Origin of the sequence: Bradyrhizobium altum, assembly GCF_020889705.1 — a bacterium.
In the GTDB taxonomy this organism is placed as follows: Bacteria; Pseudomonadota; Alphaproteobacteria; order Rhizobiales; family Xanthobacteraceae; genus Bradyrhizobium; species Bradyrhizobium altum.
In genome coordinates, this window is the sequence record NZ_JACMYP010000108.1 from 1 (window position 1) to 21,280 (window position 21,280).

Here is a 21,280-nt window from a genome sequence, read left to right on the forward strand (position 1 = left end):
GGAGCCGCAGCCTGAGCGGCGGGCTTCGGGGCCTCGGCGGGTTTGGCGGCTGGTGCAGCGCCCGCTCCGGCGCTGGCTGCCGCCTTCACGTCCTCGCCGTCACCGGCCATGACGGCGATGACGTCGTTGACCGGCACGTCCTGGGTGCCTTCGGGCACCAGGATCCTGGCGATCGTGCCTTCGTCGACCGCCTCGACTTCCATCGTCGCCTTGTCGGTCTCGATCTCCGCGATCACGTCGCCGGACTTGACCTTGTCGCCCTCTTTCTTGAGCCACTTGGCGAGGTTGCCCTTTTCCATCGTCGGCGACAGCGCGGGCATGAGAATATTGATCGGCATTGTCAGTGACCTTGTTGCGACCGCGGTTTGGTTTGGCCCATGTCGGTCGGCCGGGCGATTTCGGCTTCGAACATCTCGACGATGCGCGCGAGCGCCTCGTCTTCGGTGTATTCGCTCTCGCGCGAATATGCGCGTGCAGCGTGGCGGGCGATGTCGACGAGCATCAGCCCCCACATGTCCGGCTCCTCGAAGGCGCGCTGGAACGCGATCGACAGGCCGCCGTCGACGACGAAGGCGCGCAGCACCTCGACGGCGTCCTCGCGGCCCATCACGTCGGGCGGCAGCGGCTGCTCCTTGGGACCGGCCATCGGCGTTACCGGTAGGACACGGCCTTGGCGGCCGCGACCACCTCGGCGACGGAGGGCAGAGCGAGCTTTTCGAGGTTGGCGGCATAGGGCATCGGCACGTCCTTGCCCGAGACGCGCGCGACCGGCGCATCGAGATAGTCGAAAGCATGCTCCATGATGCGCGACGCGACCTCGGAGCCGACGCCGCTCTGCTGCCAGCCCTCCTCCACCGTGACCGCACGGCCGGTCTTCTTCACCGAATTGATGATCGTCTCGGTATCCATCGGACGGATGGTGCGGAGATCGATCACCTCGGCCTCGATACCTTCCTTGGCGAGTTCATCGGCGGCCTTCAGCGCATAGGACATGCCCATCGCCCAGGAGACGATGGTGACGTCCTTGCCGGCGCGTGCAATCCGCGCCTTGCCGATCGGCACCACGAAATCGGGCAGCTTCGGCACCTCGCCGGTGTGGCCGTACAGCATCTCGTTCTCGAGGAAGACCACCGGATTGGGATCGCGGATCGCGGCCTTGAGCAGGCCCTTGTAGTCGGCGGCCGAGTACGGCGCGATCACCTTGAGGCCCGGGATCTGCGAGTACCAGGCGGCGTAGTCCTGGCTGTGCTGGGCGGCAACGCGCGCGGCGGCGCCGTTCGGGCCGCGGAACACGATCGAGCAGCCCATCTGGCCGCCGGACATATACAGCGTCTTGGCGGCGGAGTTGATGATCTGGTCGATCGCCTGCATCGCGAAATTCCAGGTCATGAACTCGACGATCGGCTTCAGCCCGGCCATCGCGGCGCCGACGCCGACGCCGGCAAAGCCGTGCTCGGTGATCGGCGTGTCGATCACGCGCCGGGCGCCGAACTCCTGCAACAGGCCCTGCGTCACCTTGTAGGCGCCCTGATACTCGGCGACCTCCTCACCCATGATGAAGACGTCGCCGTCGCGCCGCATCTCCTCGGCCATCGCATCGCGCAGCGCCTCGCGAATGGTCTGGGTGACCATCTCGGTACCCGCCGGAATTTCCGGGTCGGGCAATGCTTCGCTGACCGGCGCGGCCGGCACCTTCGCCGCGGGCTGCGGCGCTTCCGCCTTCGCTTCTGCAGCAGGAGCCTCCGCGGCCTTCGGCTGCGGCACTGGTGCGGCAGGTGCCTTGGCGAGGTCGGCGGCGCTTTCGCCGTCGGCCAGGATGGTCGCGATCGGCGTGTTGACCGCAACGTCGGCGGTGCCTTCCGGAATCAGGATCTTGCCGAGCGTGCCCTCGTCCGTCGCCTCGACCTCCATCGTCGCCTTGTCGGTCTCGATCTCGGCGATGACGTCACCGGACTTGATGGTCTCGCCTTCCTTTTTCAGCCATTTGGCGAGGTTGCCCTTCTCCATGGTGGGCGACAGCGCAGGCATCAGCACTTGAATGGGCATATCAGCTCCCGAAATCGGTCTTGAGATTCTTCTGCGCGGGTGGGGTCAGCGGTAGATGTCGGTGTAGAGCTCGGACGGATCGGGCTCCGGATCGTGCTGAGCGAAGTCAGCGGCTGCGTTGACGATCTCGCGCACCTCGGCGTCGATCGCCTTCAAATCCTGCTCGCTCACGCCCGCCGCCAGCAAGCGGTTGCGCACCTGCTCGATCGGGTCCTGGTCGTGGCGAACCTTCTCGACCTCCTCGCGGGTGCGGTACTTCGCCGGATCGGACATCGAATGGCCGCGGTAACGGTAGGTCTGCATCTCGAGAATGATCGGACCGTTGCCGCCGCGGCACCAGGCCGTGGCCTCATCGGCGGCGGCCTTGACCGCGCGCACGTCCATGCCGTCGACCTGCTTGCCGGGAATGTTGAAGGAGACGCCGCGCTTGGAGAAGTCCTGCTGCGCCGAGGCGCGCGACACCGCGGTGCCCATCGCGTAGCGATTGTTCTCGATGACGTAGATCACCGGCAGCTTCCACAGCTCCGCCATGTTGAAGCTTTCGTAGACCTGGCCCTGGTTGGCCGCGCCGTCGCCGAAATAGGTCACGCTGACGTTATCGTTGCCGCTATAGCGGTTGGCGAACGCAAGGCCGGTGCCGAGCGACACCTGCGCGCCCACGATTCCGTGACCGCCGTAGAAATGCTTCTCCTTGCTGAACATGTGCATGGAGCCGCCCTTGCCGCGGGAATAGCCGCCGCGGCGTCCGGTCAATTCCGCCATCACGCCCTTGGCTTCCATGTCGCAAGCCAGCATGTGGCCATGGTCGCGGTAGCCGGTTATGACCTCGTCGCCGGGCTTCAGCGCCATCTGCATGCCGACCACGACCGCTTCCTGGCCGATGTAGAGATGGCAGAAGCCGCCGATCGCACCCATGCCGTAGAGCTGACCGGCCTTCTCCTCGAAGCGCCGGATCAGCAGCATGTCCCGCAGTGCCTTGAGCTCCTGCTCCCTGGAGAATTCGGGTGGAGAGCCGGCCTTCTCCTGCCCTGATTCCTTTGCGACGGTTTTCTTGGGTGTGGCCATGGCAATTCCGGGTGAGAGAAGTCGAAGAACCCTCTCTAACCCAACTCAAATCCCCTTGGAAGGATTGCATTCGCCGGATGGAGTTTTGCTATGCCGCACTGCAACCCGGCGCGACATTTTTGTGATGTTGATCGATCAATTTTGAAATTTGAAGAACGGGCGCGAGTTAATTTCGGACAAGCGCTGTCCAAAAATCACTGCCGGTGTCAGTTCGCCTTGTTGATCCGAACCAGATCGCGGGGGTTGGCGTAGTCGAGCTGGAAGCGCGCACGCTCGTCGAGCATATCGGGATCGACCCGGTCCGACCGCAGCAGCGACACCCGCTGCTCGCCCTCGGCTCGTTCCTTCTTCAAGCGCGCCAGCTCCGAGGTCAGCGCTATGATTTCCTGGTCGAGCTCCTGCCGCGCGTTCAGGCCGTATTTGCCGGTGTAGGCGTTGACGCCGAAATAGCCGACCATCAGCGCCGCCAGCGTGTAGAGGGCGAGCCCGGTCAGAATCGATTTGAGGCGTGTGCGGGAAACCATGGCCGCGAAGATGCGGCCATGCGGTTAACGGAGTGCTAAACCAGAGCGTTTTCGAGCGAAACCCGTCCCGGACTTGATCCGGGATGGATAGCGGTTCGCGCACAGAAAACCCGTCAAAACAACAAGCCTGGAGCCGGCTCCGATTCAATCGGAACGGGGCGCCGGGTCAGCCGTTCTGCTTTTCGACGAAGGCGGCGAAGGCGTCGAGGTACTGCTGCAACACCGTCTTGAGCGCTTCCTTGGTCAGTTCGCCCTTGTCGTCGAAGGCATCGCCGACGCCGTTGAGATAGGTTTCCGGCTGACCGAGGATCGGGCCGGAAATGCCCGGCAGGATGTTCTGCAGGTGCTTCGCCGCGCTCACCCCGCCGAGCGGGCCCGGCGAGTTGGAGATGATGCCGACCGGCTTGCCGACGAACGAGCTCTTGCCGTAGGGCCGCGAGGCGACGTCGATCGCGTTCTTCAGCACGCCCGGAACCGAGCGGTTGTATTCGGGGGTCACGAACAGCACGCCGTTCGACTTCTGCAGCTTCTCGCGAAAGGCGAGCCAGTCCGCCGGCGGCGCCGCCTCGAGGTCCTGGTTGAAGAAGGAAATGCCCTCGAGGGTCGTCACATCGAGCTTCAGCGAGGCCGGCGCGAGCTTGGCCAGCGCATTGGCGATCTTGAGCGAGAAGCTCTGCTTGCGGATGCTGCCGACGATGGTGACGATGTTATAGGCCATTGCAAAATTCCCCTCGGGTTGCGCGTAAGACTGGTGCACTTCACCTACCGGCACGCCAAGAAAGATGCAAGTGCATGGAACGTCTAATTCCGGAAACGCAGCGTTCGCGAATTTTGGACGAACGGTCCTGAGGCCCACTGCTCAGGCGCTGTCAGCTCGCCGCGGGGAGAACGCCATTCCGCCCGAAAGCTGCGTCGGGCGCTACCGGGGGCAAATTGTCGACACGTTCCTCGAAACATACTGTACCGATTCCACGCAGCAACGAGCCGACCGAAGAGCAGCTGATGGCAGAGCGCAAGATCCGGATTGCAATCCTGTTCGGCGGGCGATCAGCCGAACACGACGTTTCGCGGTCGTCAGCCGCCAATGTACTTCGCTCGCTCGACCCGGATCGCTATGACGCCACGGCGATCGGCATCACCCGCGACGGCCGCTGGATCGTCACCGATGCGGGAAACGGCGCCGGCACGGGGAGCGGCGCGCTGACCATTCCGGATCAGGGACCGCAACTCGCCTTGCTGCCGGGCGGACAGGGCCGCGTCGTGGTGCTTCAGGGAGCGGCGGCGGGACCAGCGGAATTGCCGGCATTCGATGTCGTCTTCCCGGTCCTGCATGGCCCGAACGGCGAGGATGGCACGGTGCAGGGTGCGCTGGAATTGTCCGATGTCGCCTATGTCGGCTCGCGCGTGATGGGCTCGGCGGCCGGCATGGACAAGGACGTCGCCAAGCGCCTGATGCGCGAAGCGGGCTTGCCGATCGTTCCCTTTGTCGCGATGTCGGCCGTGGCCCCCACCAGCTACGACGACGCGGTCAGGGCACTGGGGTCGCAGGAGGTCTTCGTCAAGCCCGCCAACATGGGATCATCGGTCGGCGTGTCGAGGGCGCGCACCGCGGAGGAGTTCGAGGCCGGCTGCAGACTGGCGTTCCGCTTCGACACCAAAATCCTGATCGAGCGCGGTGTCGCGCCGATCCGGGAGGTCGAATGCTCCGTGCTCGAGGATGCCGAGGGCCGCGTCCGTGCCTCCCAGCTCGGCGAGATCGTTCCGTCCCACAAGCACGGCTTCTATTCCTACGACGCGAAGTATCTTGATGCGGATGGCGCGCTGCTGCAGGTGCCGGCCGACGTGCCGGCTGCCGTTGCCGAAACCATCAGGGAGCTCGCCATCAAGACATTCGGCGTGCTCGGCTGCGAAGGCATGGCGCGGATCGACTTCTTCCTCCATGGCGAGCAGGCCTTCGTGAACGAGGCGAACACCCTGCCCGGCTTCACCAATATCAGCATGTATCCGCGGCTGTGGGAGGCCAGCGGCCTGCCGCAATCCGAGCTGATGGATGTCCTGATCGGCCACGCCCTGGAGCGTCACAAACGCTCCAGGAAGCTGGCATTCGAGCGCGAGTAGAGCGTTTTCGAGCGAAGTGGCTGCCGGTTCGCGTGAAGAAAACGCGTCAATGCAAGAAGCAGGAGCTTCGGTTCTGATTCATCAGAACCGAATGCTCTAGCCGCGGTTCGTTACGCGCCCTTGTTCGGATTGATCAGGAATTTCTCGCCGGTGGCGCGCTTGCCGTAGACCGCGATGTTGTCGAGCTGCAGGGTCTCCTGCAGCGACACCACCTTGGTGTAGTGGCTGGCGAAGGTCGTCTTCAACTCGGCCACCACGCGCTGGCGCAGCTTGTTGCCGGCCTCCGGACCGATCTTCATCAGGAACGGGAACAGCAGCCAGCCGCCGATGCCCCAGGCCATGCCGAAGCCGCGCGGGAGCTCTATGTCGCGAGTATCGAGGCCGCCATAGACATAGACCTGCTTGTGCACATTCGAGCCGTAGCGGCTGTAGACCTTGGCGGTCTTGTTGATCGCGGTTTCCATCGCGACCAGGATCTGGCCGGCGAGCTTGCCGCCGCCGATCGCATCGAAGGCGATGGTCGCGCCGGTCTCGACCAGCGCGCCGGTGAGCTTGTCCATGAAATCGGGCGCGCTGGAATCGACGACATGCTTGGCGCCGATCTTGTGCAGGATGTCGGCCTGCTCCTTGTTGCGCACGATGTTGACGAGGCCGATGCCGTCCTTGAGGCAGATCCTGTTGAGCATCTGGCCGAGGTTCGACGCCGCCGCCGTGTGCACCAACGCCTTGTGCCCCTCGCGCCGCATCGTCTCGGTCATGCCGAGCGCGGTCAGCGGATTGACGAAGCAGGACGCGCCATCCGCCGGCGTGGTGCCGTCGGGCAGCGGCAGGCATTCGTTGACGCGCAGCGTGCGGTATTGCGCATACATCGCGCCGCCGATCATCGCGACGGTGCGGCCCATCAGCGCTTTCGCCGCGTCCGATGAGCCGGTCCTGATGACGACACCGGCGCCTTCATTGCCGACCGGCATCGACTCGTCGAGCCGCGCGGCGAGGCCGGGCAATGCCGCTTCCGGCACGCGCGCGGTCACCACAGGCAATTCCTTGCTGCCGGTGACCTTTGCCGCCGCCATGTTGGCCGGGCCGATCAGGAGCCCGAGGTCGGACGGGTTGATCGGGGTCGCCTCGACCCGGACCACGACCTCGTCGGGACCGGGCTCGGGGGTCGGGACATTGACCAGCGACAATTCCAGTTCGCCATCCTTCTTGAGCAGCGAACGCAGCTGCAGACCGCTCTTGCCGTCACTCATCCCGACCTCCCTTTTTTGCGTCTTGTTCAGTTCCGATCAGTTGGGGCGCTAGGCCAGCGCCTTCAAGGCCGCCCTGCCCGCGTATTTCGCCTGGGTGCCGAGCTGCTGCTCGATGCGCAGCAGCTGGTTGTACTTGGCGGTGCGGTCGGAGCGCGCCAGCGAGCCGGTCTTGATCTGTCCGCAATTGGTGGCGACCGCGAGATCGGCGATCGTGGAGTCCTCGGTCTCGCCGGAGCGATGCGACATCACGGCGGTGTAGCCGGCCTTGTAGGCCATCTCGATCGCCGCAAGCGTCTCGGTCAGCGTGCCGATCTGGTTGACCTTGACCAGGATCGAATTGCCGCGGCCGTTCTTGATGCCGTCGGCAAGCCGCGTGACGTTGGTGACGAACAAATCGTCGCCGACCAGCTGGCACTTCTTGCCGATCGCATCCGTCAATTCCTTCCAGCCGTCCATGTCGTCTTCCGACATGCCGTCCTCGATGGTGACGATCGGATAGCGGGCGACGAGATCGGCGAGATACTTCACCTGCTCCGAACGCGAGCGGGTCTTGTTCTCGCCGCCGTAGACGTAGGCCCCTTCCTTGAAGAATTCGGTGGAGGCGCAGTCGAGGCCGAGCACGACGTCGTCGCCCGCCCTGTAGCCGGCCGTGCCGATCGCGTTCATGACAAACTCGAGCGCGGCGTCAGCCGACGGCAGGTTCGGTGCGAAGCCACCCTCGTCGCCGACATTGGTGTTGTGGCCGGCCTTCTTCAATTCGCCACGCAACGTGTGGAAGATCTCCGAACCGCAACGCAGCGCTTCGGCAAATGACGTGGCACCGACCGGCAGGATCATGAATTCCTGGAAGTCGATCGGGTTGTCGGCATGCACGCCGCCATTGATGATGTTCATCATCGGCACCGGCAGCGTCCGCGCCGAGGTGCCGCCGACATAACGATACAGCGGCATGTCGAAGGATTCGGCGGCGGCCTTGGCGCAGGCCAGCGAGACGCCGAGGATGGCGTTGGCGCCAAGCCGGCTCTTGTTCGGCGTGCCGTCGAGCTCGATCATGATCTGGTCGATTGCGACCTGCTCCTCGACGGCCTGGTCGCTGAGCGCCTCGAAGATCTCGCCATTGACGGCGGCAACCGCCTTTTCCACGCCCTTGCCGAGATAGCGCGACTTGTCGCCGTCGCGCAGTTCCACCGCCTCATGGGCGCCAGTGGACGCGCCCGACGGCACCGCCGCGCGGCCGATTGACCCATCCTCCAGCACCACATCGACCTCGACCGTGGGGTTGCCGCGGCTATCCAGGATTTCGCGGCCGATGATGTCGACGATGTCAGTCATGAGTACCTCTTGTGGCAGTGAGGGGGTCGGATGGCGGTGCTTCTAGCGCAATGCATCGAGGGGGAAAAGGCCGGGTGACGGACGCCCGATCATAGGCTAGGAGACCCCCACGGAGACCCCGAATGGCGAAGAAATCCAGCAAATCAACGACCTCCCCCGGCCTGCAACTCGGCCGTGCGGTGGAATGGCCCGACGCGCCGGAAAAGGCGCGGCTCGACCGCGTGCCCAATCCGCAGGCTGGTACCGATTATCTGGTACGCTTCACGGTGCCGGAATTCACTTCGATCTGCCCGGTGACCGGCCAACCGGATTTCGCGCATCTGGTGATCGACTATGTGCCGGGCCGCTGGCTCCTGGAATCCAAATCGCTGAAGCTGTTCGCCGCGAGCTTCCGCAATCACGGCGCATTCCATGAGGATTGCACGGTCATGATCGGCCGGCGGATATCAGACGAGATCAAGCCGAAATGGCTGCGCATCGGCGGCTACTGGTACCCGCGCGGCGGCATCCCGATCGACGTGTTCTTCCAGACCGGAAGGCTGCCGAAGGGCCTCTGGGTTCCCGATCAGGGCGTCGCGACTTATCGCGGGCGGGGTTAGGTCGGGCCCCTTCCGTTCGCCACGTCTGCTAAGCCTTGGAAGCCGGCGCAAAAGCCGACATGCATGTCGGCCTTGGGCCCGGGAACTGACATGGCGCTCCCTTCGATGTATGATATGTTCGAGCATGCCTGCTCCACGTGGTTGAAGCGACCACGATTGACACGCTCGTTGTAGGCGGCGGCTAAGCTGGCCGGCCGTGAGCTATCATTTGAAGAAGTCAGGCATAGTGAGCAGACGCGGGCATTATCGTGAGTGGGAGTAGTTCAGCACGGCGAATAGTATACTCGTATTGACGGAGGCAGATTTGGGTAGAATGTTTTTGGATTGCCGAGATTACCCAAGTGAGATGAACTGCACGATCGCGATTTCAGCTGATACTCAAAAGGAGCTTCTGGAAGCAGCGGTACAACACGCTGTCGCGGTGCATGGCCATCAAGATAGTCCAGAATTGCGCCATGAATTGGCGAAGATGATAAAGACCCAGTAGGCGGGCCAATCGGTCCGTGACCGCCACGAAGCGGAAGTGAATGCATGCGCTTTCAAGCTGCGCGACCCACGTAAGCGCGCTTCCTCTACGGGAGCGTCTCAGTGCTTTGGGAGAAGACGGTGACCGCCTTCAATGCTGTGCGTTTTCGAGTGAAGCCGGGGCGCGATCAAGAGTTCTTGGACGCTCACAAGACAATTGGAGCAACCTGGCCGGGTTTATTGCATGCCAGCATTATTAAAACCGGTGACCGTTCCTACTGCATTATCGCTGAGTGGCAAGATATGGACGCGTGCATCGAGGCGCGGCCAGCCATGATTTCCACCCTAAATTCTTTTCGCGACACGCTCGAAGATCTCGGCAACGGTCTCGGCGTAACCGATCCGGTTGCGGGTCCGGTCATCTCATCCCTGAAATAACGGTTGTGGGAATAAGCGGGCCGAGATGACCTGAGGGATCGCCAGGGCTCGACGTCTGGCCGAGCGTCGGCATCGGCCGGACGCCGCTGCTTCAGGAATCTCGCTCAGATGAAGCCGAGCACGACCATCGCGACCGCCGAAACCAGCGTCGCGGTCTTGCCGTGCTGATTTTCGCAGCAACACTTTCGTGATGCGCGCGGAACACGCGCGAAAGCGCTTGAGCTATCGGGACGATTCGCAATCGCGAAAAGGTTCCGCCATCGTTGCAAAAATTCGCGCGGCCAATCGTCACATACACGTCGTCCACCGAGCGTTTCCTCCCGTTTCCAAACATTGCAAACCCATGGAGGATCGACATGGTTACGATCAGCGGGATGAAGACGTTCGCGTCGGGGACATCGATTGGCGCGACGGCTCCGGATTCCATCACGACAGCAAACGGAACGATCTTCGTCGAATACGGCAATGGCGCGGATTCGACCGGTGCCGGCGGCTCGAGCACGATCGTGCAATACGACAACAGCGGCAAGGTCGAGCGGACCTACACGATCGCCGGGTCGGTCGACGGACTGAAATACAACCCTTACACCGGGCAGATCTGGGCGCTGCAGAACCAGGATGGAAACTCCACGCTGACGGTGATCGATCCCGTCACTCACAAGGTGACCGGTCCGCTGAGTTTTGCCAATCCCTCCGCGACCAGCGGCTACGATGACGTCGTGTTCGACGGCAACAGGGTCTTCCTGAGCTACACCAATCCGAACGGCGCCGGCGATCCGACGCTGGTGGAATTGCTGAACGGCGACCATCCGAGCGGCACACTGCTGACGACGACGATCCTGAGCGACGGCGCCACCGGCCTCGACACGGTGACCGGCAAGACCGAGCTCGTTCCGCAGTCTGATCCGGATTCACTGAAGCTCGCCGCCAATGGCGATCTGATCTTCTCCAGCGCAGCCGACGGCTCGATCATCGATATTCAGCACCCCGGAACGGCCAGCCAGGCGATTTCGTTCACGCCGATCGCCGGAATCCCGGCGGCCTCCGTCGGCAATGCCGGCCTCGATGACGTGATCAAGCCGACTGCGACGGCGGGCACGTTCTACATGACCGACACGAAATCAGGGAACGTCTACTCATTCCACGCCAGCGGCCTCAACACCAACGACTACTACGCCGCGGTTGCCCGTCTCGGCGGCTTTGGCCAGGTCGATCCGACCACCGGCGCCTTCACGCCGATCGTCACCGGGCCAAATTTTTCCGCCGCGCACGGCCTGCTCTTCATTCCCGACAAGAATGCGCCGCAGGTGGCGCATGTCGATGCGATCCATACCTTCGCCAGCGCCCCAAACGGGGTGACCGGGCTCGACTCGATCACGATCGCCGGCAAGTATGTGTTCGTGGAGTACGGCAACGGCGTCGACTCGACTGGAGCGGTGCCCGGCGACAGCACGATCATCCAGTATGATCACGCCGGTCATTTCGTGCACGCCTATTCGATCGAGGGATCGGTCGACGGACTGAAGTACAATCCCGAAACCGGAATGGTGTGGGCGTTGCAAAACCAGGACGGCCGTTCCTCGCTGTCGCTGATCGATCCCAACGCCCAGACAGTGACGGCTCACTTCAACTACGCCAATCCGTCTACCTCGCGCGGCTATGACGACGTGGTGTTCAAGGGCAACGAAGTGTTCCTGAGCTACACCAACCCGACCGGAAACGGCGATCCGACCATCGTCAAATTGCTGAACGGCACCAGCCCGAAGCCCGGCGACCTTCTCACCACCGCTCCCGTGCTGCTCGACGGCGCGATCGGCTACGACACCGTCACCGGCAAGATGGAGCTGGTGCCGCAGACCGATCCGGATTCGCTGAAGCTCGCCGCCAATGGCGACCTCATCTTCTCCAGCAACGCCGATGGCGCGATCATCGATATCCAGAATCCCGGCACCTCCAAGCAGGCGATTGCCTTCACCCCGATCCGGGGAATTCCTGCGGGCTCGATCGGCAATGCTGGCCTCGACGATGTCATCAAGCCGAACGCGACGTCGGGCACGTTCTACATCTCTGACGCAAAGGACGGCCACGTCCTGTCGGTGCATGTGAGCGACCTCGATCCCAACGCTTACTATGCATCCGTCGGTGCGCTCGGTGCCTTTGGTCAAGTCGACGAGAACACCGGTGCGTTCACCGCACTGGTCTCGCAGGACAACGCACCGGGCTTCAGCTTCGGCTCGCCGCATGGCGTGGTGTTCGTCCCCGACAAGGACGCGGCGCCGTTTCCGCATATCGACAGCGTCAAGACCTTCCAGGCTCCCACCGACGGATCGACCCAACCGGATTCCGTCACCACCGCACACGGCTCGACCTTCGTCGAGTACGGCAATGGCGCGGATTCGACCGGCGCCGGCGGCTCGAGCACGATCGTCCAGTATGACAAGCACGGCGACATCGAGTTCAGCTACTCGCTGTCAGGATCAGTCGATGGCCTGAAATACAACCCGGTGACGGGCGATATCTGGGCGTTGCAAAACCAGGATGGCAATCCCACCCTGACGCTGATCAACCCGGAGACGCATGCGGTCTCGGCACCGCTCAGCTACGCCGATTCGTCGGCCAGCCGTGGCTATGACGACGTCGTATTCAAGGGCGACAAGGTGTTCCTGAGCTTCACCAATCCGGTCAATCCGGGCGATGCGACCGTGGTCCAGTTGCTCAACGGCGATCATCCGACCGGCACGCTGACCACCAAGCCGATCCTCGAATTCGGCGCGACCGGACTCGACACCGTGACCGGCAAGATGGAGGTCGTCCCGCAAAACGATCCCGACTCGCTGAAGCTTGCGCCAAATGGCGACCTATTGCTGTCGAGCGGCGACGACGGCACCATCATCGACATCAAGGCCCCCGGAACCACCCACCAATTGGTGTCATTCACGCCGATAGCCGGCGTCGGCGCCAAGGCCGGCCTTGACGACGTCATCGAGCCGGGAGCCAAATCCGGCACCTTCACGCTGACCGATACGGCGACCAACAAGGTCTTTTCGTTCCACGCAACAGGGTTGAACCCCGACGATTTCTACGCCTCGGTTGGGAGCCTGAAGGCGTTCGGTCAGGTCGACCCGCACACCGGCACCTTCACGCCGCTGCTGTCCGCCGACAACGCGCCGGGATTCAACTTCAGTTCGCCGCATGGCGTCAGCTTCACGCCCGATCCCTCGCCGGCTCCGGTTGCGGCCGACCATGGCGGCCCATGGGTCAGTGCCGCCGGCGATGGCTTCGCATTTGCCAGTGGCGGCCACACCGGCGATGCGGCCAACAACGCCCCGCACGGCTTCTTGGGAGGTGCCTCAGCCGCGGACACGCTTGCGCAGCTTGCGTCCGATGCCTCCCAATCGGCGCATGGCGGCCCTGAGGTGGAGCACGACGTTTCGGCGATCTTTGCCGCGATGGGCATGCACACCTTCCATCTGATCTAGCGGTCGGAAACCCATGATGGGCTGCGAGGGGATGCAAGGTTCCTCTCGCAGCACCGCTCACTCTGAGCGGCTCGCGAGCGCGTCCGCCGGGCGCGTCTGCCGTGGCGAAGCGAGATTGTTGAGTAGCCAACAGGAACTGAGCCACCAATGCCGAATTGGCCTAGGTCAATTTGCGTCCCACGCAAATCACAACCGGGCTTGCACATTCGATGACACGCTCGGCCGTTCTCGTCGTCGAAGACGATTTCCTGATCCGCATGCAGGCAGCTGACATGGTCGAGGCCGCTGGGTTCCACTCCATTGAAGCCAGGAACGCCGATGACGCGATAGCGATCCTTGAAACGCGTGACGACATCCGGGTGATTTTCACCGATATCCAGATGCCCGGCTCAATTGACGGCTTGAGGCTTGCGCATGTCGTTCGCCATCGTTGGCCGCCGATTGCGATCATTGCCACGTCAGCCACCGACGTAACCCTCGACGACCTCCCGGCCGGCGGTCATTTCATTGCCAAGCCGTACAGCCTCGCCGACGTCGGGATGCACCTCCGGCAGGTTACGGCTGACCAATAGTGGGGATTGCGCGCCGGCGTTGCCTGGACGCCAATTGGTTGCTGCGGTCCGGCATGCGATCAATGCGCCCGAGGTCAGGATATACGGCCTGTCATGACTCGGCTCCGTTGTCGAACATGTTGCGAAAGCCGCGCGGCAGCCGCGCCTCGCCTTCAGGCTTATTGCAATGAGGACATGGCGACCCGGCCCCACAACACGTGCAGGCGTCGGGACCTGTCCATGGCTGATCCTCGTGGCTCTCACAGACCCAGCGCGTGTCATCACAAAGGATGCAATGACCGATCATGACAGCTGGGCGGACGTGCGGAACAATCGCCAGCCCAAATAGCTAAAAGTGCCCGACCATTGATGCACCAATGTGGCGCAGTGAGCGCAGTGAAACTTTCCACTGCGATCATTGCGATCCTGTGAAGCCTCATATGTGGCGCCACAGCTCTCGCAGGAAAAATATACTGAAATGTGAGGTAAACTGATCATTTGGCTGCGCTGCTCCCAGGGTGGGGCGAAAGCGCGACCGGCGTTCTCATCACCGATAGAAGCCACGGGCCGGGCGGCGATGCCGGAAGCATACGCCGATCCGGCTGGCAGCGATAGGGCCACGATCAAGAGCGATGAGGTCGGACATCCGGTCTGAACACTGACGGATGTTTCTTTCAAGGCCGAGACCACCATTGAAGCGGCCTTGCAGGGACATTCGATATCACGGTATCCGCACCTGGCATTTCAAACACTGAAAGCAGCAGACATCCGGATCAATGCAAGCGAAGCCGGCTGGCACATGGTCAGCGCGCGTACCGCTCTCGCCTCTCACATAAGCATAGCCATCCGCCTGAGACAGAATAGCTACGTCGATGCTCCCGCAGCGCGGGCACTCCAGGTCTACGGTCCATCTATCGCGCGCGACCATGGGTCAATATTGCCTTGTTGGAGCGACGTTGATCAGGCTTCGGTGTCGAGCTTTGCCATGATCACGTTAATGGTGGGGCTGATTATCGCCACTGACGAGATATTGCAGCTCCGGCGCGCTAACCACGCCAGACGACCACAGCGACCAAGCAGAGCAGAAGAAACAGCGGCACGATGACCGGCGGCACAATTCAGTCGGGTCAAGCGACATCCGGACAACGCGCACGCTCCTTCATCACCACGGCGGGAGCGTTCGTTACCCTCGGTCACCGCTAGAGGCCGCGTTGGAAGCACGGTGATAGGGCACGCTACGCGCATCTTGTTTGAATAGCGAGCACTAAGGCGACTGAGCGACACAATGCCCTGATGCTTATGTGTCCATGACCTGAGGGATCGCTAGGGCTCGACGTCCGGGCGCAGGTCGGCATCGGCCGGTCGCCGCTGCTTCAGGAATCTCGCGCAGATGAAGCCGAGCACGACCATCACGGCGGCGGCGGAAACGAGCGTCGCGGTCTTGCCGGCATGTTGCAGGCCGAAGCCATAGGCGATCGGGCCGACGGTCTGCCCCATGAAAAAGAAGAACGAGTGCAGCGACAGCGCGGTGGCGCGCGCCTCGACCGACAGCTCGCTGGCGAACACCTGCAGGCAGCCATGGATCATGTAGAAGCCGAGGCCCATCACCAGGAGGCCGGCCATCTGCAGCTTCCAATGCGGCCCGAAGGCGACGCCGACCAGCTGGATCCCGACCAGCGTTGCGCCGACGACCATCATGCCCCTCACGCCGATCAACGGCAGCAGGCGCGCCACCGTCAGCGTGTAGAGCAATCCGCCGATCGCAAAGCCCGCGATCACGATGCCGGCGATCGACAGCGAGGTCTCGCCGAGTTCGAACAGGAACGAGGCGATGAAGGGAAACAGCCCGAGCACGCAGCAGCCTTCGATGAAGACCGCCGAATAGCAGATCCGCGCGTTCGGATTGGTGAAGATGGTGCGATAGCCGTGACGCAGCGCCTTCAGGCTTGTGCGCGGCGGACGGTTCAACGCAGCGCCGCGGAAGCCGGCCGCAACCGCCAGTGCTACGACGATCACGAGGCCGCCGAGCACGGCGAGCACACCGCGCCAGCCGAGGAAATCGCCGATCAGACCGGAGGCCGTGGCGCCGAGCAGGTTGCCGGTCATCGAGCCTGCGAGCGTTCGCCCGATCGCAAGCTGCCGCTTGTCGGGGCCGACGAGATCGCTGGTCAGCGACAGCGCCACCGGAAACACGCCGCCCGAGCCGATGCCGGCGAGGACGCGGGTCACGAACAGCATCGGGAACGAAGTCGAGAGTGCGCCAAGGATGTTGGCGACGCCGAGCAGGACGAGGCAGATCGTCATCAGCCGCGCCTTGCCGAACAAATCGGCGGCGGCGCCGATCGCCGGCTGGACCGCAGCAAAGGTGAAGGCGAACACCGCAGCGAAGCTCGCCGCGGTCGCGATGCTGACGCCAAAATCCTCCGCGACATGCGGCAGCACCGGATCGAGTGCGCGCACCGACAGGCTCGCCGCGAAGGTCGCCAGCGTGATGACATTGAGGGCCGGCGGCATGCCGCTCGTTGCGGTCATGTCGTTATCCGCCGATCAGGCTGCCGTCTTGGCGAGCGCGTCGAACTGCATCAGCCGCTTGACGAGGGATTCGAAGTCGCGGAGCGGCACCATGTTGGGACCGTCGGACGGCGCGTGATCCGGATCGGGATGGGTCTCGATGAACACGCCGGCGACGCCGACCGCGACCGCGGCGCGCGCCAGCACCGGTACGAATTCGCGTTCGCCGCCCGAGGACGTGCCCTTGCCGCCCGGCTGCTGCACCGAATGGGTGGCGTCGAAGATCACAGGCGCGCCGGTGGTGCGCGCCAGGATCGGCAACGCGCGCATGTCTGACACCAGCGTGTTGTAGCCGAACGACGCGCCGCGCTCGGTGACCAGCACATTGGCATTGCCGGCGCCGGTGATCTTGCTGGCCACATTCGCCATGTCCCATGGCGCCAGGAACTGGCCCTTCTTGACGTTGACGACCTTGCCGGTCGCGGCCGCAGCCAGCAGGAGATCGGTCTGCCGGCACAGGAAGGCCGGGATCTGCAGCACGTCGACCGCCTGCGCCGCCTCAGCGCACTGGTCGGGTTCATGCACGTCGGTCAGCACGGGCAGCCCGAGCGAAGAACGGATCTCGGCGAAGATCGGCAGCGCCTGCTTCAACCCGATGCCGCGCGCGGCCGACGCGCTGGTGCGGTTCGCCTTGTCGAACGAGGTCTTGTACACCAGCCCGATCTTGAGCCTGGCCGCGATCTCCTTCAGTGCGGACGCCACTTCGAGCGCATGCGCGCGGCTCTCGAGCTGGCAGGGACCGGCGATGATCGAGATCGGCAAGGCGTTGCCGAATTTGGCCGATCCGACGGCAACGATCGGCGCGGCGGCTGGCGCGGAAACCTGATTGGTCAAATGCTGCATCCTTTTGCCGGCGACCATGCAATCCCGCGCCCGAGGGATCAAGCCATCCGGCACGATGAGGGGGTTGCGCTGACGCGGTGGGTGCGCCGTGCTATCACAATCCTGCCCCAACCGCTCCTATAAGTTGTTGCGGAACGGATTCCCATGAGGAACGAAATGCGCATATCGGTTGTGATCGGAGCTGTGACCGCCCTGTCGGCGATGCCGGGCCTGGCGCACGCCCAGACCAGCAGCCAGCCTGGCGTCGTCACCGGCGGCGCCGCAGGCGTCACCGTCAACGGCAAGCCGGCCGCGCGCAGCGGCGACACCACCAGCAATGGCGGCCCACTCGTCGAGGGCGTACCCAACGTCCTGATCAACGGCAAGCCGGCCGTGGTGATGGGCGATCGCACGCATTGCGGCGGCAAGACGACCTCAGGCAGCCACGGCGTCTTCATCAATGGCAAGCCGATGGTGACCCAAGGCGATCAGACGTCGGGCTGCCCGCAATAACTGTCCGGTGATCGGGCGCGACGAGGGCTCGTCATCGCGCCCCGATCGCTACCGCGTCACTTGACCGCCGAGAACGACGTCGGCACCAACAGCTGGTTGACGATGTTGAGGACGATCTGGCCGTCCTCCTCGGTCTTGGCGCGCGCGGTGATCCATTCCGGATCGGTCACGAACGCGGTCCACTTCTTCTCGCGCTCGGCGAGCGATTCCCAGGCCAGCAGATAGGTCAGTTCCTGGTTGGATTCACCGACCAGCGTCGTGAAGAAGCCGGCCTGCTTGATGCCGTGCTTGTCCCACAGCTTCAGCGTGATGGTCTCGAAGCGCTTCAGCAGCGCCGGCAGCCGGCCCGGCAGGCAGCGATAGACGCGGGTCTCGTAGATCATTGGCAGTCCTCCCAGATTTCTGTGCGGGCGGTTATAACCAGCGCCTTCCGGACTGTCTTGAGGGGGTGACAACATGGCACCCCTGCTCGCGACAGGCGGCCATTTCCGCAATGTTGTTGCAATGTTACTTGCCCTACAACCGGCCGTACGGGAACTGGACCCAAAAGCACATGCGGATACTGCTGGTTGAAGACGAGGCCGAAATGGCGGCGGCGCTGTCACAGGCGCTGAAGGGCTACGACATGGTCGTCGATCACGTGCCGACCCTTGCCGAGGCCGAGGAAGCGATTTCCGCGGACGTGCACGGCGCCGTCCTGCTCGACCGCCAGCTTCCCGACGGCGATGGCCTCACGCTGATCCCGAAGCTGCGCGCCAAGGCCGATGGCGTTCCGATCATCGTGCTGACCGCGCGCGGCGACCTCGCCGACCGCATCACCGGCCTCGACAGCGGCGCCGACGATTATCTGGCCAAGCCGTTCGCCGTCGAGGAGCTGTTGGCGCGGCTGCGCGCCGTGCTGCGCCGTCCCGCCGGCGTGCAGTTCGAGATCATCAAGGCCGGCCGGATGGCGTTCGACTGCAGCCATCGCGAGGCCAGCGTCAATGGCCGCCCGCTCGAGCTGCCGCGGCGCGAGCTGCTGGTGCTGGAGACGCTGCTGCGCCGCATGGGTCGCACCGTGCTGCGCGCGACACTCGAGGAAGCCGTCTACAATTTCGAGGACGAGATTCAGTCGAACGCGCTCGATGCCCACGTCTCGCGGCTGCGGCGCAAGCTCGCCGACTCCGATGCCGGCGTCGAAATCCACAGCATCCGGGGCGTGGGCTACCTGCTGAAGCAGTCGTCATGAGCCAACCCGCCGATCACTACTGCCTGCACTCGCAACTGAGCTGGCGCCTGGTTGCGCTGCAGGCAGCCCTGCTGACCGGACTGGTGCTCACGGTGCTTGGCGCACTGTGGGCATCGGGCTTCCTGCTGGTCAACCGGGATGAAGATCGCGTCATCGACGTCGTGCAATCGGCCGTCGCGCGCAATGCGCAGGGCGCACTCGTGCTGCGTCCGACCGACGATCTCAACAAGCTGCGCGCCGAGATTCCCGATCTCTGGTTCGCCGTGCGGGACCGCGAGGGGCACACGCTCTCGGAAGGCGACGTGCCACCCGATTTCGCGCGGATCGGCAACGCCCTCGATCATATCAGCCAGGCGCGGCTCGGTTACCAGATGCTGGAGGACAGTCCGGGCAAGCCGGCGGCGCGGCTGAAGCGCGTCAACACCGATGCCGGAAACGTCCAGATCCTCACCGCGACGCAAGGCCGGATGACCGGGACCAAGGCTCTGCTGGTGATGGCGGCGACGTGCCTGGGCAGCACCCTGCCCGGCCTGTTGCTGATGGCGTGCGCCACCTTCATCGCGACGCCGATGGTGGTGCGGCGCGCCTTCGCCGGCATCGAGTCCGCGTCCGACGAGGCCCGCCGGATCGATTTCCGCCAGCGCGGCAGCCGGCTATCGGCCGACCATTTGCCGCTCGAAGTCGCGCCGCTGGTGAGCGCCGTCAACGATGCGCTGAAGCGGCTCGACGACGGCTATTCGCGCCATCAGCGCTTCGTCGCGGACGCCGCGCACGAATTGCGCACGCCGATCGCGATCCTCAACACGCGACTGGAGTCGCTGCCCGCGGGGGCAGAGAAAACCCGCCTGCTCGAGGATGCGGCACGGCTTGCGACGCTCGCCGAGCAGCTGCTCGACATCCAGCGTTTCGACCAGTGCCGCAATCCGTTCGGCCGCGTCGATCTCGTCGCGGTCGCGCGCAATGTCGCCGCCGACCTCGCGCCGCTCGCGATCGCGGCCGGTTACGAATTGTCGCTCGATACCGCAACCGATCGGGTCGAGACGCTGGGCGACCGCGCTGCGCTAGAGCGTGCGCTGACCAATCTCGTGCAGAACGCCATCCAGCATGGCGGCCGCCGCGGCACCATCACCATCCATGTCGGCAGCGCCGCGACAATCGACGTCACCGATGAAGGCAACGGCATTCCGAAGGATGAGCGCACGCGGATCTTCGATCCGTTCTATCGGCTTGCGCCGCTCGATCGCGGCGCCGGCCTCGGACTCAACATGGTGCGCGAGATCGCAAGACTGCATGGCGGTCATGTCTCCGTGCTCGATGGCCCGAAGGGCGGCGCGAGCTTCCGTCTCACATTACCGCCGGCACCGTTCGCATCGTGATGCCAGCGCGTTTTCGAGCGAATCCTGTCCCGGACTTGATCCGGGATGGCACCGGCTCGCGTGAAGAAAACACATCCGACGAGAGTCTGGAGCCCGTTCCGATTCAATCGGAACGGGCTCCAGCAACATCGCGCAATGTTGTCGCAATGCAGGCCCCGCAAAGAGGAGAACGCGCCGCGCAATCGAGTCGAGGCGCGGCGACACTTTGCTGGGAATCCCAATGTCACATGATCTCCTGTCTTTCTTCACGGCGTGGATGGCAGCCCCCGGCCGCGTCGGCGCCATCGCGCCCTCGGGCACAGCGCTCGCCGAACTGATCACGCGCGACATCAGCGCCAACACCGGTCCGGTGCTGGAGCTCGGTCCTGGAACGGGCGCCTTCACCTATCAACTGCTGAAGCGCGGCGTGCGCCAGCAGGATCTCACGCTGATCGAATACGGTTCGGATTTCATGCGGCTGCTGCAGCTCCGCTTTCCCGGTGCGCGCGTGCTGTGGATGGACGCCGCGCGGCTGGCCTCGGAACGGCTGTATGAGGGCGCGCCGGTCGGCGCCGTGGTCAGCGGACTGCCGCTGCTCAACATGTCGCCGCGCAAGGTGATATCGATCGTCAGCGGCGCATTCAGCTACATGCGTCCCAATGGCGCGTTCTATCAATTCACCTACGGCATGCGCTGCCCGGTGCCGCGGCCGATCCTCGACCGGCTCGGTCTGCGCGCCACGCTGGTCGATCGCGCCATCCTCAACGTGCCGCCCGCCGCGGTCTACCGGCTGACGCGACGCCCGCAATACAAGCTCATCACGCGCGACGTCGCCCCTGCGGCCGATGCAGGCGTCTCACCGATCAAGAAGGAACGCCGGGCCAGCAAGGACTGCGCCGCCGTGTGACGGCGCAGCTGATGGCG

Annotated in this window: 21 protein-coding genes; 10 read left to right on the forward strand and 11 right to left on the reverse strand. The window is 63.9% G+C overall.

The features are described from left to right. The 6 genes from H8B02_RS24335 to H8B02_RS24360 all read right to left on the reverse strand — a co-directional run. Window positions 1-338: biotin/lipoyl-containing protein (locus tag H8B02_RS24335; RefSeq protein ID WP_229168613.1), on the reverse strand; the 338-nt coding region annotated here is incomplete at its 3' end. Window positions 339-340: 2 nt separating this feature from the next. Beyond that, on the reverse strand, window positions 341-646 hold the full coding sequence (locus H8B02_RS24340) for a DUF5076 domain-containing protein (RefSeq protein ID WP_207829689.1): 306 nt from the start codon (window positions 644-646) through the stop codon (window positions 341-343). Between the two features lie 5 nt (window positions 647-651). Continuing rightward, on the reverse strand, window positions 652-2,046 hold the full coding sequence (locus H8B02_RS24345) for a pyruvate dehydrogenase complex E1 component subunit beta (protein ID WP_229168614.1): 1,395 nt from the start codon (window positions 2,044-2,046) through the stop codon (window positions 652-654). A gap of 45 nt (window positions 2,047-2,091) precedes the next feature. Further along, the gene (pdhA, locus tag H8B02_RS24350; RefSeq protein ID WP_229168615.1) at window positions 2,092-3,111 is read right to left on the reverse strand and encodes a pyruvate dehydrogenase (acetyl-transferring) E1 component subunit alpha; all 1,020 of its coding nucleotides are present in this window, start codon (window positions 3,109-3,111) and stop codon (window positions 2,092-2,094) included. Window positions 3,112-3,317: 206 nt separating this feature from the next. Further along, entirely contained in the window at window positions 3,318-3,635 is a 318-nt protein-coding gene (locus H8B02_RS24355) for an FtsB family cell division protein (protein WP_092114550.1), read from the reverse strand. Window positions 3,636-3,801: 166 nt separating this feature from the next. Continuing rightward, complete coding sequence (locus H8B02_RS24360; protein ID WP_229168616.1) at window positions 3,802-4,353, reverse strand: NADPH-dependent FMN reductase; 552 nt, start codon at window positions 4,351-4,353, stop codon at window positions 3,802-3,804. A 284-nt stretch (window positions 4,354-4,637) separates the two neighbouring features. Here H8B02_RS24360 and H8B02_RS24365 point away from each other — a divergent pair, with 284 nt between their 5' ends. Continuing rightward, entirely contained in the window at window positions 4,638-5,753 is a 1,116-nt protein-coding gene (locus H8B02_RS24365; protein WP_229168617.1) for a D-alanine--D-alanine ligase family protein, read from the forward strand. A 110-nt stretch (window positions 5,754-5,863) separates the two neighbouring features. On the opposite strand, the gene H8B02_RS24370 is transcribed toward H8B02_RS24365, so the two are convergent. Together H8B02_RS24370 and eno are read right to left on the reverse strand one after the other, a co-directional pair. Beyond that, a complete protein-coding gene (locus tag H8B02_RS24370) occupies window positions 5,864-7,003 on the reverse strand; it encodes a zinc-binding dehydrogenase (RefSeq protein ID WP_229168618.1) in 1,140 nt (379 codons plus the stop codon). A 48-nt stretch (window positions 7,004-7,051) separates the two neighbouring features. Beyond that, entirely contained in the window at window positions 7,052-8,335 is a 1,284-nt protein-coding gene (eno, locus tag H8B02_RS24375) for a phosphopyruvate hydratase (protein WP_229168619.1), read from the reverse strand. A 122-nt stretch (window positions 8,336-8,457) separates the two neighbouring features. Here eno and queF point away from each other — a divergent pair, with 122 nt between their 5' ends. The 5 genes from queF (at window position 8,458) to H8B02_RS24400 (ending at window position 13,888) form a co-directional block, all read left to right on the forward strand. Beyond that, complete coding sequence (gene queF / locus H8B02_RS24380; protein WP_097676339.1) at window positions 8,458-8,934, forward strand: preQ(1) synthase; 477 nt, start codon at window positions 8,458-8,460, stop codon at window positions 8,932-8,934. Between the two features lie 313 nt (window positions 8,935-9,247). Continuing rightward, window positions 9,248-9,421, forward strand: a complete 174-nt coding sequence (locus tag H8B02_RS24385; RefSeq protein ID WP_312001179.1) for a DUF1059 domain-containing protein — start codon at window positions 9,248-9,250, stop codon at window positions 9,419-9,421. A 119-nt stretch (window positions 9,422-9,540) separates the two neighbouring features. Next, complete coding sequence (locus H8B02_RS24390; RefSeq protein WP_229168620.1) at window positions 9,541-9,837, forward strand: antibiotic biosynthesis monooxygenase; 297 nt, start codon at window positions 9,541-9,543, stop codon at window positions 9,835-9,837. A 356-nt stretch (window positions 9,838-10,193) separates the two neighbouring features. Further along, a complete protein-coding gene (locus H8B02_RS24395; RefSeq protein ID WP_229168621.1) occupies window positions 10,194-13,316 on the forward strand; it encodes a hypothetical protein in 3,123 nt (1,040 codons plus the stop codon). A 209-nt stretch (window positions 13,317-13,525) separates the two neighbouring features. Continuing rightward, window positions 13,526-13,888, forward strand: a complete 363-nt coding sequence (locus tag H8B02_RS24400) for a response regulator (protein ID WP_229168622.1) — start codon at window positions 13,526-13,528, stop codon at window positions 13,886-13,888. 1,302 nt (window positions 13,889-15,190) lie between these two features. On the opposite strand, the gene H8B02_RS24405 is transcribed toward H8B02_RS24400, so the two are convergent. Next, a complete protein-coding gene (locus H8B02_RS24405) occupies window positions 15,191-16,399 on the reverse strand; it encodes an MFS transporter (RefSeq protein WP_229168623.1) in 1,209 nt (402 codons plus the stop codon). A gap of 15 nt (window positions 16,400-16,414) precedes the next feature. After that, window positions 16,415-17,272: a 3-deoxy-8-phosphooctulonate synthase gene (gene kdsA / locus H8B02_RS24410; RefSeq protein ID WP_229168624.1), complete on the reverse strand. Its 858-nt coding sequence runs from the start codon at window positions 17,270-17,272 to the stop codon at window positions 16,415-16,417. Between the two features lie 165 nt (window positions 17,273-17,437). Between kdsA and H8B02_RS24415 the strand changes: the two genes are divergently transcribed. Further along, entirely contained in the window at window positions 17,438-17,773 is a 336-nt protein-coding gene (locus H8B02_RS24415; RefSeq protein ID WP_229168625.1) for a PAAR domain-containing protein, read from the forward strand. A gap of 56 nt (window positions 17,774-17,829) precedes the next feature. Here H8B02_RS24415 and H8B02_RS24420 read toward each other — a convergent pair whose 3' ends face one another. Beyond that, window positions 17,830-18,156, reverse strand: a complete 327-nt coding sequence (locus H8B02_RS24420) for an NIPSNAP family protein (protein ID WP_229168626.1) — start codon at window positions 18,154-18,156, stop codon at window positions 17,830-17,832. 170 nt (window positions 18,157-18,326) lie between these two features. Between H8B02_RS24420 and H8B02_RS24425 the strand changes: the two genes are divergently transcribed. From H8B02_RS24425 to H8B02_RS24435, 3 genes are all read left to right on the forward strand, one after another. Further along, window positions 18,327-19,001 carry a response regulator transcription factor gene (locus tag H8B02_RS24425; protein WP_229168627.1) on the forward strand — a complete coding sequence of 225 codons (675 nt, stop codon included), beginning with the start codon at window positions 18,327-18,329 and terminating at the stop codon, window positions 18,999-19,001. After that, window positions 18,998-20,377 (forward strand): sensor histidine kinase, encoded by a 1,380-nt coding sequence (locus H8B02_RS24430; RefSeq protein WP_229168628.1) that lies wholly within the window; start codon window positions 18,998-19,000, stop codon window positions 20,375-20,377. Before H8B02_RS24425 ends, H8B02_RS24430 begins: the two co-directional genes overlap by 4 nt. Before the next feature lie 220 nt (window positions 20,378-20,597). Beyond that, a complete protein-coding gene (locus H8B02_RS24435; RefSeq protein ID WP_229168629.1) occupies window positions 20,598-21,263 on the forward strand; it encodes a class I SAM-dependent methyltransferase in 666 nt (221 codons plus the stop codon). The last annotated feature ends 17 nt before the right edge of the window (window positions 21,264-21,280 follow it).